Origin of the sequence: Micromonospora sp. A200 (assembly GCF_029893845.1) — a bacterium.
GTDB classification, from domain to species: Bacteria; Actinomycetota; Actinomycetes; order Mycobacteriales; family Micromonosporaceae; genus Micromonospora; species Micromonospora purpureochromogenes.
The window spans coordinates 48,790-61,154 of record NZ_JARXXY010000024.1; the positions used below are offsets into that span (position 1 = coordinate 48,790).

Annotated in this window: 12 protein-coding genes; all 12 read left to right on the forward strand. The window is 71.8% G+C overall.

Annotated elements, in window-relative coordinates; genetic code table 11:
- Window positions 1–38: 38 nt before the first annotated feature.
- The 12 genes from M2302_RS22430 to M2302_RS22485 all read left to right on the forward strand — a co-directional run bounded on the left by M2302_RS22430 (window position 39) and on the right by M2302_RS22485 (window position 12,355).
- Window positions 39–572 carry a DUF4352 domain-containing protein gene (locus tag M2302_RS22430; RefSeq protein WP_280839820.1) on the forward strand — a complete coding sequence of 178 codons (534 nt, stop codon included), beginning with the start codon at window positions 39–41 and terminating at the stop codon, window positions 570–572.
- Window positions 573–654: 82 nt separating this feature from the next.
- Complete coding sequence (locus M2302_RS22435) at window positions 655–1,206, forward strand: hypothetical protein (protein ID WP_280839821.1); 552 nt, start codon at window positions 655–657, stop codon at window positions 1,204–1,206.
- Window positions 1,207–1,298: 92 nt separating this feature from the next.
- Window positions 1,299–2,210 (forward strand): hypothetical protein, encoded by a 912-nt coding sequence (locus tag M2302_RS22440; protein ID WP_280839822.1) that lies wholly within the window; start codon window positions 1,299–1,301, stop codon window positions 2,208–2,210.
- Window positions 2,211–2,241: 31 nt separating this feature from the next.
- Window positions 2,242–3,060, forward strand: coding sequence for an RNase H family protein (locus M2302_RS22445; protein WP_280839823.1), 819 nt, complete (start codon window positions 2,242–2,244; stop codon window positions 3,058–3,060).
- Window positions 3,061–3,272: 212 nt separating this feature from the next.
- Window positions 3,273–6,005, forward strand: coding sequence for an AAA family ATPase (locus M2302_RS22450; RefSeq protein WP_280839824.1), 2,733 nt, complete (start codon window positions 3,273–3,275; stop codon window positions 6,003–6,005).
- The gene (locus tag M2302_RS22455; RefSeq protein WP_280839825.1) at window positions 6,002–6,406 is read left to right on the forward strand and encodes a hypothetical protein; all 405 of its coding nucleotides are present in this window, start codon (window positions 6,002–6,004) and stop codon (window positions 6,404–6,406) included. The genes M2302_RS22450 and M2302_RS22455 overlap by 4 nt, the downstream gene beginning before the upstream one ends.
- Window positions 6,407–6,522: 116 nt before the next feature.
- A complete protein-coding gene (locus M2302_RS22460) occupies window positions 6,523–6,852 on the forward strand; it encodes a DUF4190 domain-containing protein (protein ID WP_280839826.1) in 330 nt (109 codons plus the stop codon).
- A 212-nt stretch (window positions 6,853–7,064) separates the two neighbouring features.
- A complete protein-coding gene (locus M2302_RS22465) occupies window positions 7,065–8,105 on the forward strand; it encodes a LacI family DNA-binding transcriptional regulator (protein ID WP_280839827.1) in 1,041 nt (346 codons plus the stop codon).
- Between the two features lie 67 nt (window positions 8,106–8,172).
- Window positions 8,173–9,456, forward strand: coding sequence for an extracellular solute-binding protein (locus M2302_RS22470; protein ID WP_280839828.1), 1,284 nt, complete (start codon window positions 8,173–8,175; stop codon window positions 9,454–9,456).
- Window positions 9,453–10,379 carry a sugar ABC transporter permease gene (locus M2302_RS22475; RefSeq protein WP_280839829.1) on the forward strand — a complete coding sequence of 309 codons (927 nt, stop codon included), beginning with the start codon at window positions 9,453–9,455 and terminating at the stop codon, window positions 10,377–10,379. Before M2302_RS22470 ends, M2302_RS22475 begins: the two co-directional genes overlap by 4 nt.
- Window position 10,380: 1 nt before the next feature.
- On the forward strand, window positions 10,381–11,280 hold the full coding sequence (locus tag M2302_RS22480; protein WP_280839830.1) for a carbohydrate ABC transporter permease: 900 nt from the start codon (window positions 10,381–10,383) through the stop codon (window positions 11,278–11,280).
- Between the two features lie 4 nt (window positions 11,281–11,284).
- Window positions 11,285–12,355 carry a hypothetical protein gene (locus M2302_RS22485; RefSeq protein ID WP_280839831.1) on the forward strand — a complete coding sequence of 357 codons (1,071 nt, stop codon included), beginning with the start codon at window positions 11,285–11,287 and terminating at the stop codon, window positions 12,353–12,355.
- The last annotated feature ends 10 nt before the right edge of the window (window positions 12,356–12,365 follow it).

Here is a 12,365-nt window from a genome sequence, read left to right on the forward strand (position 1 = left end):
CTCATTGACGCCGCAACGTTCACATCAGGAGGACAACGATGCGCAAGACCACCACTCTCGCCCTGCTCGCCACCGGCCTCATCGCGCTGGGCTGCGGCTCCGGTGCCACCGACGACGCCACCAGCAGCAAGGACGACGCCGGGAGCGCCAAGGGCGAAGACAAGCCGGCGAAGACCGCGAAGATCGGCCAGGCGGCCCGCGACGGGAAGTTTGAGTTCACGGTGAAGTCGTCGAAGTGCGGCGTCTCGAAGGTCGGCACCTCGATGCTCGGCGACAAGGCCCAGGGCCAGTTCTGCCTGGTCACGATCAACGTCAAGAACATCGGTAAGGAGCCGCAGACCCTCGACGGCAGCAGCCAGAAGGCCTACGCCGCCGACGGCACGGAGTACTCGTCCGACACCGAGGCCGGCCTCTACGCCAACAAGGAGCAGAGCACCTTCTTCGAGGAGATCAACCCCGGCAACCAGGTGACGGGCGTGTTCGTCTTCGACATCCCGAAGAACGTGAAGCTCACCAAGCTCGAGCTCCACGACTCGATGTTCTCCGGCGGCATCGAGGTCGCCCTCAGCTGACCTCTCCCCGCGCCCCGGGGCGGGTCCGGACGACCCGCCCCGGCTGTTCACACCGTCACCTGTTCACAGAAGGAAGCACGCCATGACCGACCCGACCGCCGGGATGCCGCTCGATCAGCCGCTACCTCCGCCCGCGAGCCCGCCGGCTGTCCCGGCGGTCGACGGCGGACCCGCGCCGCACGAGTCGACGGAAACCGCCGCCGCTGAGCACAAGCGCGGCAGACGCACTCTCGCACTGGTGAGCGCGGCCGGCGCTGCTGCCCTTCTCCTGGTCTTCGTCGGTGTCATCGCTGCGACGCGGGGAGACGAGACGCAGAGTGGCCCGACTGACACGAAGACGCCGTTCGTTGCAGCGAAGGAGAGGTGCGGAAGCGCCTCCGCCGGCGGGGCCGAGCTGGGCGACCAGGGAAAGACGCTCACCCTGCATGGCGCCGGCAAGGAGAGCAGCGGCCTCAGCTATTCGATGCTGGAGTGCTACTGGTCGGCGCTTGACATGTCTGACGCGGTGAAGGCCGAGGTCGGCGCCACCCGAGCCCTCGACGGACGGCAGACCGGCGACTGGGGGGACATCCACGCGTCGTGGAGCTACCACCCGGACAGTGGCCTGCAGATGGTCCTGACTCTCTCCGACTGATTCGTTCACGTCATCAGCTCTACAGCGTCTGATTCCCCCTTCCCCCTGTCCGGCCTCCCCGGACCGCTGACTTTCCCTGCCTGGAGACGACCATGGCCCTCTCTTACCCGCACGGCACCCGGCGTGCCTCGGCCGCCACCATCCACCTGCGCCGAACCGTCCGCGCCGCCGGCGCCCTGCTCACGACCGCCCTGCTGGCCACGACCCTCACCGGCTGCGGCGACGAGGCGGACCCGACCGCTGCGTCGGCGACCGCCTCCCCGAGCGGGTCCGCCGTCCCCAGCGCGTCGCCGACCGCGAGCCCGACCCCGCTGCCCGACCGGGACAGTGACGGCATCCCCGACTCCAGCGACACCTACCCCGACGACCCGAAGAACATCCCGCAGCAAGCGCCGCTCACTTTCGAGTGCGACATGGGCAACGACATTCCTGTGCTTCTGACGGTGCAGCCTGGCAAGGACGGCAGGCCTGACTTCACCGAGGTGTGGGCGGCGAAGCCGACGTCCTGCGATGCCCAGGAGGCGATCACTGCAGTGAGCGCCACCGAGAAGGCCGCCCTCAAGACCTCCAAGTACGACGGCGGCGACATCTCCACGCTGTACGAGATGTGTGCCGCCGTCGACCCGGAGGACACCTACGTGGAGGCGGGCTTCGCCGCCAGCAGTGAGCAGATCCCGGAGATCAACGCGGCCCTCATGCTCTGCCCCACCTATCCGTACGCGAAGAAGTGGCGCGAGACGGTGAAGCGCGGCCAGGTCGACGTGGACCTGGCGGCCCAGGGCCGGCTCTTCGGCTCCGGCACGTTCCGGGTCGGCAAGGAGATCAAGCCCGGCACCTACGTCACCACCGACGTGGACGGCTGCTACTGGGAACGGCAGAACAGCTCCGGCGGCACGATCGACAACTACTTCACCAACAGCGCCCGCCGCGTGCAGGTCACCATCCGCTCCTCCGACTACGCCTTCAGCTCGGAGCGTTGCGGCGAGTGGCGCCCCGCCCGCTGAGACAAGTCCCCTCGAGACGTCAGGAGGCGTCGTGCGTCCCGATGAGTTCCTCCGCACCCTGGCCCTGCTCCCCGCTCCCCTGCACGACCGCGCCCTCACCCTGCGTGCCTTCACCCGCCCTACCCGCTGCGACGACTGTCAGCGCATCGGCGACGCCGTCCGGCTGGCGCTCACCGCCGCCCACCACGACGAGCTGACCTCCGCCGGCGAGCTGCTCGACACCGCCGAGCGGCTGGCCGCCGACCACGGCATCCACCGTCGGTCGGGCGACGACCAGCAGCGTGGCCGCGGCCGGGTGGTCCGCTGGGCGGCGACGTCCGCGCCGCTGGTCGCCGCGACCGACGCCAGCTGGAAGGGCCGCGTCGGCGGCATCGGGTACGTCGTCAGCGACGGCCACTACGGCCTGCTCGGCCGGGGCACCGGCCGGCTCGACCCGACCGGCGCCTCCCGGGTGCTGATCAACGAGCTGCGCGCGGTGGACTACCTGCTGACCGGGTACGACGAGGCGCCGGTGGGCATGACGGTGCTGCTGGACTGCCTCGCCGCCCTGCGCTACCTGCACCGCTGGCAGGCCGGCGAGACCGGCGCGATGCCGGCGGGCTACAGCCTGCGGGAGCGGCGTTGGTCGGACCAGCCGACCCTGGTCCGGCTCGCCGAGCAGGTGGCCCGCCGCCCCGACCTGACGTTCGCGCACGTCAAGGGGCACAGCGGCCACGCCCTCAACGAGGCCGCCGACGGTCTGTCGCACATGGCCCGCCGCCGGCGGGAGGAGTCCTTCGACCTGCGTCCTCGGGCGCACGCCCTGGTCGACGCGTTCCTGCGCGACTGGCACGCGAACGCCACGCTCTGACCGCTCATTCACGGCGCCCGAAGCGGAGGCGGCCGGCGTTGAGCCGCTGATTCGTCTGCGACATCAGCTCCACAGCGTCCGACGGCCACCACCGACTCCCGACTCCACTGCTCGCCCCAGCCGGGCCGACAGCGGCCTCCCCACTTCCACCGCTCAGCCCGGGCGGGCCGACGACCCGTCGGCCTGCGGACACCACGCGCCTGGAGACCACCATGACCCTCCCCGAACAGCCCACCGCGCCGCTGATCGAGCTGATCTTCGACCGGCTCGCCGCCGACAGCGACGTGCCGGCCGACACCGCCGAGCTGGTCCTCGCCGCGCTCGCTGGCGAGGACGACCTGACCGCCGCCCTCGCCGGCAGCCCGACCCAGCTCGATCCACGCTCCCCCGCGAATGACGAGCCGTCGGAGCGGATCTGGCTGAAGTCGGTGACCGTCGCCGGGTTCCGCGGCGTCGGCCCCGAGCGCACCCTCGACATCGCCCCCGGGCCGGGCATCACCCTGGTCGTCGGCCGCAACGGCTCCGGCAAGTCGAGCTTCGCCGAGGCCGTCGAACTCGCCCTCACCGGCGACAGCGCCCGCTGGGCCGACAAGACCAGCGTGTGGCGTACCGGGTGGCGCAACCTGCACGCCCCCGACCCGTGCCGCATCGGTGTGGAGCTGCGGGTCGACGGCGAGGCCACGCCGACCCGGGTGGCGCGGGCCTGGCCCGCCGGTGGCGAGCTGGCCGACGCGGAGGTGACCGTGACCAGCGCCCGGGGGCGACGCGACGGCCTCGCCGAGCTGGGCCTGGCCCGCCCGCTGGAGCTGTACCGGCCGTTCCTCACCGCCGCCGAGCTGGGCCGGCTCGCCGCCGGCACGCAGAGCCAACTCTTCGACGCGCTCTTCGCCATCCTCGGCCTGGACGCGCTGACCGACGCCGACCAGCGTCTGATGCGCGCCGCCCGGCCGCACGACACGGCCGTCAAGGAGGTACGCGCACAGCGCGCCGCCCTGGCCGACATGCTCGCCGAGGTCGCCGACGACCGGGCCCGGCGGGCCGCCGTGCTGCTGCGCGGACGGGGCGCGGTCGACCTGCCGGCGATGACGGCGATCCTCGACGAGCCGGACGAGGCGACCGCCGACGAGGCAGTGCTGCTCTGCCGGGAACTCGCCGCCCTCGACCCGCCGCCGGTGCACGAGGTGACGCGGCTGGCCGGGCAGCTGCGGGACGCGGCGACCGAAACCCTCCGGTACGACGGCGGTCGGTCCCGGGCGGCGCTGCGCAGCGCGGAACTGCTCCGCCTCGCGATCGAACACCACGAGGACCGGGGCGACGGGCCCTGTCCCGTCTGCGCCACCGGCGCCCTCGACGGTGGCTGGCGGGCGACCGCCGCCAAGAGCCTGATCGAGTTGCGGCAGCGCAGCGTCGCCGCCCAGACCGCGGCGACCCGGCTCACCGCGCTGCTGCGCCAGGCGCACCACCTGATCGACGACCTGGCCGTGCCCGCCGGCCCCGGCCCGCAGCCGGCGATCGGGGCGCCGCTCAGGAGCGTCGGTATGGAAGCGCCGCGCCACGGGACCGGCGCGGCGGCCCTTGCCGAGAACATCGCCACGGGGGCGTCGAGCGGGAACGCCGGTGCGGAAGCCCCGAACGGAAGCGCCGGCATGGTTGCACCGAGCAGAAACGCCGGCGGGGCAGCCCAGAGCGGAAACGGCGGTGCGGGAGCCCGGAGCGAACACGCTAGCGCAGGAGCTCAAAGCGGAAGCGCCGGCATGGCGGTCCTGAACGAGCGCGACGGCGCGGAGGCGCTGCTCGGGGCGCTGCGGGAGGCCGTGGCCGCGCTGCGGGGCGTACCCGGGGAACCGGCCGACCTGGCCGACCACCTGGCCGCGCGGTACCCGGCGGTGGTGGCGGCGGCGAACGCGGCCCGTGCGTACGCCGAGGGGTTCCTGCGGCAGCGCGACACCGGGTGGCGGGCGGCGGCGGCCGAGTTGCGCGAGTGGGTCGCCGCCGCTCGCGGGGTGGCCGCGCGGGAGGCGACGCTGGCCCGGTTGAAGGCCGCGCGGGCCTGGTTGAAGGAGACCGGCGCGGCGGTTCGGGACGAGCGGATCGCGCCGTTCGCCGCGCACTCGCAGCGGATCTGGGAGCAGCTGCGGCAGGAGAGCAACGTCGAGCTGGGCGCGATGACCCTCGCCGGGACGAACACCCGGCGACGGGTCGTCTTCCCGGTGAGCGTGGACGGCGCCGACAACGGCACCGCGCTGGGCGTGATGAGCCAGGGTGAGATGCAGGCCCTCGGGCTGGCGACGTTCCTGCCGCGCAGTTGCGCCCCGGAGAGCCCGTTCCGGTTCATCGTCGTCGACGACCCGGTGCAGAGCATGGACCCGTCGAAGGTGGACGGGCTGGCCCGGGTACTCGCCGAGCTGGCCGAGGACCGGCAGGTGGTGGTGTTCACGCACGACACCCGGCTGCCCGACGCGGTGCGCCGGCTCGACCTGGGGCGGGCGCGGATCCTGGAGGTGCAGCGCGCCGAGCGATCCGTGGTGACCCTGCGGGCCGGCTCCGACCCGGTCACCCGCTACCTCGACGACGCGTGGGCCCTGGCCCGCAACGACGAGCTGCCCGCCGACGTACGTGGGCCGGTGGTGGCGGAGCTGTGCCGGTCGGCGATCGAGGCGGCCTGCCACCTGCGGGTGTGGCGGCTCCGGGTGACTCGTGGAGTGCCCCATGACGACATCGAGGCGGCGATCGTCGACGCCTCCCGCCGGCTGACCACGATCGTCGCGTTGGCCGTGTTCGACGACGCGGACCGCGGCGGGGACGTGCTCGGCTGGCTGGGACGGCACGGCGGCTGGGCGGTCGGCGCGTACCGGGCATGCCGGGAGGGCGTGCACGGGGCGTACCTGGCGGACCTGCCCGGTCTGGTCACGGACGCCCGCGCCCTGGCGAAGGTGCTGGCGTGACCGCGCCGATGCCCCGCCGCTGCCTGGCGGCGGCCGACCAGCTCCTGCGCGGCGCCGGTTCGCTCGGCGCGTCGGCGGTGACCGCCGGCTGGTGGCCACGGGCCTGCGCCTGCCTGATCCGGCTCGCCCTCGAAGGCGGCATCGACGACTACTGGCGGCGGGTCCGGCCGGCTGTGGCGGCGTGCCGGCAGGGCCGGGCCAAGCAGCTGATGCTGCGCGGTCGGCTCGGGCCGGGCGCCGAGGTGGCCCGCCGGGTCACCTACGCCTGGGCGACGCTGTCGGCCGTCACCCACCACCACTGCTACGAGCTGGCCCCGACGGCGGCGGAGCTGCGCCGCCTGCACAGCGAGGTCGCCGCCCTGCTGCACCGACTCGACAAAGGACAGGAATCCCGACGATGACCTACCCTCAGCCCGGCCAGGAGCCGACCCGGCCCTTGCCACCGATCTCGGCCGTCCCCACAGGTCCCTATCCGCCGGCCGGCCCGTACCCGCCGGCAAGGCCCTACCCGCCCGCCGTGCAGTCTCCGCCGGCCGTGCGGTATCCGACGCCGCTGCTGGTCGCGGCGCTGCCCACGTCCGGCAGCGCCACCGCCGCGATGGTGCTCGGCATCGTCGGCGTGCTCGGCGGATGGTGTGTGTTCGGCCTGCCCTGCCTGCTCGCCGTCATCCTCGGGCACATTGGGCTGCACGAGACCCGCGACGGTCTGAAGTCCGGGCGCGGCATGGCCGTCGCCGGGCTGGTGCTCGGCTACGTCTTCGTCGCCCCGGCGGTCGCGCTCACCGTCATGGTCTTCTTCGGCGGCGTGATCGGCGCGGTCACCCCGACCCCTACCTCCACTCCATAAGGGGCGGCCCGCAGGTACGTCGAGCGGCTCGTCGACGGGCTGCCCGATCCCGGAGCGGACGGTGCGGCGTACCAGAAAGGACTGCGCCCGGCGGAGAGTCCACCGGAGCCAGCCATTGATCCGCTTGCTAAACCGGTCTAGCATTTTCCAAAACCGGTTTAGCGACCGGCGCTCGCTCCAGGACCCGCAGGTACGGGAAGGAGGTCGAGTCGGTGAGCCAACGTCGACCGACGATCATCGACGTCGCCCGTGCCGCGGGAGTCTCCAAGGGAGCGGTCTCCTTCGCCCTCAACGGCCGGCCCGGGGTGGCCGAGGAGACCCGCCGGCGGATCCTGGCGGTGGCGAAGGAGCTGGGCTGGACCCCGAGCCATCGGGCCCGGGCCCTGTCCACCTCCCGGGCGTTCGCCGTCGGCCTGGTGCTCGCCCGCCCGCCGGAACTGCTCGGCGCCGACCCGTTCTTCCCCGCCTTCATCGCCGGTGTGGAACGCGTCCTCGTCGAGCAGAGCCAGGCGCTGGTTCTCCAGGTGGTCACCAGTCAGCGGGCGGAGGAGGACGGCTACCGGCGGCTGGCCGCCGACGGTCGAGTGGACGGGGTGTTCCTGCTGGACCTGCGGGTCGCCGATCCGCGGATCGCCCTGCTGGAGGAGTTGCGGCTGCCCGCCGTCACCCTCGGCCGTCCCGACGTGCCCACCCCGTTCCCGGCGGTGCTCGTCGACGACCGGCCGGGGATCGCCGCCGCGGTACGGCATCTGGTGGAGCTCGGGCACCGGCACGTCGCGCACGTCGCCGGCCCGGACCACTTCCTGCACGGCTCGGCGCGGCGGGACGCCTGGGAGAACGCGCTACGGGACGCCGGACTCTCCCCCGGTCCCTGCGTGCCGTCCGACTTCTCGGCGGCCGGTGGGGCTCGGGCCACCCACCACCTGCTCGACCTGGCCGACTCGCCGAGCGCGATCATCTACGCCAACGACGTGATGGCGATGGCCGGCATGGCCGTGGCCCGGGAACGTGGCCTCGACGTCCCCAGCCAACTCTCGGTCACCGGCTTCGACGACACCGAACTGGCCGCCCACATCAGCCCGGCGCTGACCAGCGTCCGGACCGATCCGTCCGGCTGGGGCGGCGTCGCCGCCCGTACCTTGCTCGACCTCATCGACGGCAAGGGCGGCCCGGACGTCGAGATGCCCCCCGCACAGCTCGTCGTCCGCGCCTCCACCGCTCCACCACCACCCACACCACACCAATCGCCGTGACCCACCGCCCGGGCATCGCCTCGGCCTGGTCGGTGCAACGTCACGGCAGTCGAGATCGGAGACCGATATGAGACGTACCGTCCCCGCTGCCTTCCTCGCCCTCTCCCTCGGCCTCACCGCGGCCTGCGGTGACGGCGGCTCCGGCACCAAGGCCGATTCCTCGACCAAGGGGCCGATCACGATCTGGCTGTCGAACAACAAGGAGGAGTTGGCCTGGGGCAACGCGATGGTCGAGGCGTGGAACGGCCAGCACGCCGACCAGAAGATCACCGCGCAGGAGATCCCGGCCGGCAAGTCCTCTGAGGAGGTCATCGGCGCCGCGATCACCGCCGGGAACGCGCCTTGCCTGATCTTCAACACCGCCCCGGCCGCCGTGCCGCAGTTCCAGAAGCAGGGCGGGCTGGTCGCGCTGGACGACTTCGACGGCGCCAAGGGCCACCTCGAACAGCGGACCGGTTCGGCCGCCGAGCAGTACCGGTCGCCGGACGGCAAGTACTACCAGATGCCCTGGAAGGCCAACCCCGTCATGATCGTCTACAACAAGGCGGTCATGCAGAAGGCCGGCGTCGACCCGGAGAATCCCCCGCTCGGCACGTACGCGGAGTTCCTCGACACGAGCCGCAAGATCAAGTCCTCCGGTGCGGCGCAGGCGGCCATCTATCCCTCGCCGGCCAGCCAGTTCTTCCAGTCCTGGTTCGACTTCTACCCGCTGTTCATCGCCGAGACCGGCGGGAAGCAGCTCGTCGAGGACGGCAAGGCGCAGTTCAGCTCGGCCGAGGGGCAGCGGGTCGCCGACTTCTGGAAGACGCTCTACGCCGAGGGGCTGGTCCCGAAGGAGCAGTACAACGGTGACGCCTTCGGCGAGGGCAAGTCCGCCATGGCCATCGTCGGCCCGTGGGCGATCTCCGTCTACGGCGACAAGATCAAGTGGGGACTGAAGCCGGTCCCCACCTCCGCCGGCAAGCCCGCCGCCGAGATCAAGACCTTCAGCGACGCCAAGAACGTCGCGATGTACTCCTCCTGCCAGAACCGGGGCACCGCCTGGGAGGTGCTGAAGTTCGCCACCAGCCAGGAGCAGGACGGCGCGCTGCTGAAGGCGACCGGCCAGATGCCGCTGCGCGCCAACCTGACCGCCACCTACCCGGACTTCTTCGCCGAGAAGCCCGCCTACCGTGACTTCGCCGACCAGGCCGGGCGCACCGTCGAGGTCTCGAACGTGCCGAACTCCATCACCATCTGGCAGACGTTCCGGGACGCGTACTCGGAGTCGGTGATCTTCGGTAAGCGGCCGGTGGCCGACGCGTTCGGCGACGCCGCGAAGAAGGTCGACGGGCTAGCCGGCCAGCGATGACCGTCCACCTCACCCGGGGCGCGCACCCGCGCCCCGGCCGCCGACGGGTGACGGCTCTGATCGGCCGTCACCCGGTCGGGCTGGCCCTGATCGCGCCGTACGCGGCGTACCTCGTGCTGGTCTTCGCGTATCCGTTCGGGTTCGCCGTCTGGATGAGCTTCCACGACTACTTCTTCGCCGCGCCGGGAGCCCAGGTCGAGCGTCCCTTCGTCGGGCTGGAGAACTACCGCACGGTGATCGGCGACCCGGGGGTCCGGAAGGCGTTCGGCAACATCCTGGTCTTCCTGCTGATCAACGTCCCGCTCACCGCGGTGTTGGCGCTCACCCTCGCCGTGGCGCTCAACCGGGCCATCCGGGGGCGCACCTTCCTGCGGGTCGCCTACTACGTGCCCTATGTGACGGCGAGCGTTGCCGTGGTCGGGGTGTGGCTCTTCCTGTTCAGCTCGGACGGCCTGGTCAACGCGGTCCTCGGCCCGCTCGCCCCGGACCCGTCCTGGCTGGTCAACGAGACGCTCGCGATGCCGCTCATCGCGGTCTTCGTGGCCTGGAAGCAGCTCGGCTTCTTCATCCTGCTCTACCTCGCCGCGTTGCAGAACGTCCCGACGGAGCTGTACGAGTCGGCAGCGGTGGACGGGGCGAGTGCCTGGCAGCGGTTCCGTTCGGTGACCGTACCGGCGGTCCGCCCGGCCACCACCCTGGTGGTGATCGTGGCGACCATCACCGGCGCGAACCTCTTCACCGAGCCCTACCTGCTGACCGGGGGCGGCGGCCCGAACGGTGCCTCCACCTCCCCGGTGCTGCTGATGTACCAGCGCGGCATCGAGCAGGGCAACCCGGACGTGGCGGCGGCGATCGGGGTGCTGCTCGTCGTCGGCGTCGTCGCCGTATCGATGATCAACCGTCGACTGCTGGAAAGGTCCTGACATGTCGACCCGGACCCTCGGCGCAGCCGGAACCGCGCCCACCGTCACGCCCACGCCCGCAGTCCGCCGCCCCGGCACCCTCGGGCGGGTGCTGCGGGCCGCGGCGCTGATCGCCTTCGCGCTGGCCTTCCTCTTCCCCTTCTACTACATGTTCATCGGGTCGTTGCAGGCCGAACCGGACACCTCCCCGGCCGGTGCGTTCCCCACCAGCGGCCTCACCCTGGACAACTACCGGGAGATCAACACCGAGATCAACCTGCTGCGGTCGCTGGTCAACTCCGGCATCTTCACCGGCGGGGTCATCCTCGGCACGGTCGTGTTCGGCCTGCTCGCCGGCTACGCGCTGGCACAGCTCAGCTTCAGGGGCCGCGGCGCGCTGTTCAGCCTGGTCCTGCTGGTCCAGGTGGTCCCGTTCCAGCTCCTGCTGATCCCGCTGTACGTGCTGATCGTGCGCGGCTACGGGTTGGCCGACTCCTACCTCGGCATGATCCTGCCGTTCGCGATCAACACCACGGCGGTCTTCATCTTCCGGCAGTTCTTCCTGCAACTGCCGGCCGACCTGTTCGCCGCCGCCCGGGTGGACGGCGCGAGCGAACTGCGCATCCTCTGGTCGGTCGCGCTGCCCCTGGTCCGTCCGGCACTGCTGACCGTGGTGCTGCTGACCTTCATCGGCCCGTGGAACGAGTTCCTCTGGCCGTTCCTGATCACCAAGCAGACCGACATGCAGCCGCTGGCGGTCTCGCTCGCCAACTATCTGAGCAACGTCGCCGCGCGGGCCGCCAACCCGTACGGGGCGGTCCTCGCCGGCGCCTGCGTCCTCGCCGCCCCGGCCGTGGCGCTCTTCGTCGCCTTCCAGAAGCACTTCATCTCGAACAACATCGGATCTGGCGTAAAGGGTTGAACCGTTGACTGTCTCCACTGCCGTCCCGTACACCCTCACCCGACTGGGCGTCGTCATGGCACCCGCACCGGGCGAGCCGCTGGAAGCAGAGGGGGTGTTGAACCCGGCCAGCGGCCGTACCCCGGACGGGAAGCTGCACCTGCTGCCGCGGCTGGTCGCCGAGGGGAACGTCTCCCGGGTCGGGCTCGCCGAGGTCGAGTTCCACGACGGGGTGCCGGCCGGGGTGGCCCGGCGCGGCGTGGTCCTCGCCCCCGACGAGGGGTGGGAGCGCGGGTTGAACAACGCCGGGGTCGAGGATCCGCGCACCACCTGGGTGCCGGGCCTCGGCAGCCACCTGATGACGTACGTCGCCTATGGTCCGTTGGGCCCACGTCTGGCCCTGGCCGTCTCCACCGACCTACGCACCTGGCGCCGGCTCGGTCCGGTGCAGTTCGCGTATCAACCGGACCTGGACACGGACCTGAACCTCTTTCCGAACAAGGATGCGGTCTTCTTCCCCGAGCCGGTGCCCGGACCGGACGGTCGCCCCTGTTACGCGATGCTGCACCGACCGATGTGGGACCTGGGCTGGTTCCGTCCCGGCGAGGGGGTGCACCTGCCGGCCGGGATCACCGACGAGCGGCCCGGCATCTGGATCTCCTACGTCGCGGCCGAGGAGGTGCACGCCGACATCACCGCCCTGGTCCGGCTCCGCGACCACCGCTGCGTCGCCCTGTCCGAGTTCCCCTACGAGGAGCTGAAGATCGGTGCCGGCCCGCCGCCGGTCCGGGTGCCGGAGGGCTGGCTGCTCATCCACCACGGGGTGACCGGCCACATCCCCGACACCTTCGACCCCAGCACACAGCAGGTCGAGTACGCGGCCGGGGCGATGCTGCTCGACCCGGCCGACCCGGGTCGGGTGCTGGCCCGCACCGCCGAGCCGGTCCTGGTGCCCGAGACTGAGGACGAGCGCTCCGGCACTGTCCCGAACGTGGTCTTCCCGACCGCGATCGAGGAGGTGGACGGCGTCCGGTACGTCTTCTACGGAATGGCCGACGCCAAGATCGGCGTCGCCCGGCTCGACCTTGTCCGGTGAGCCGTGCGGC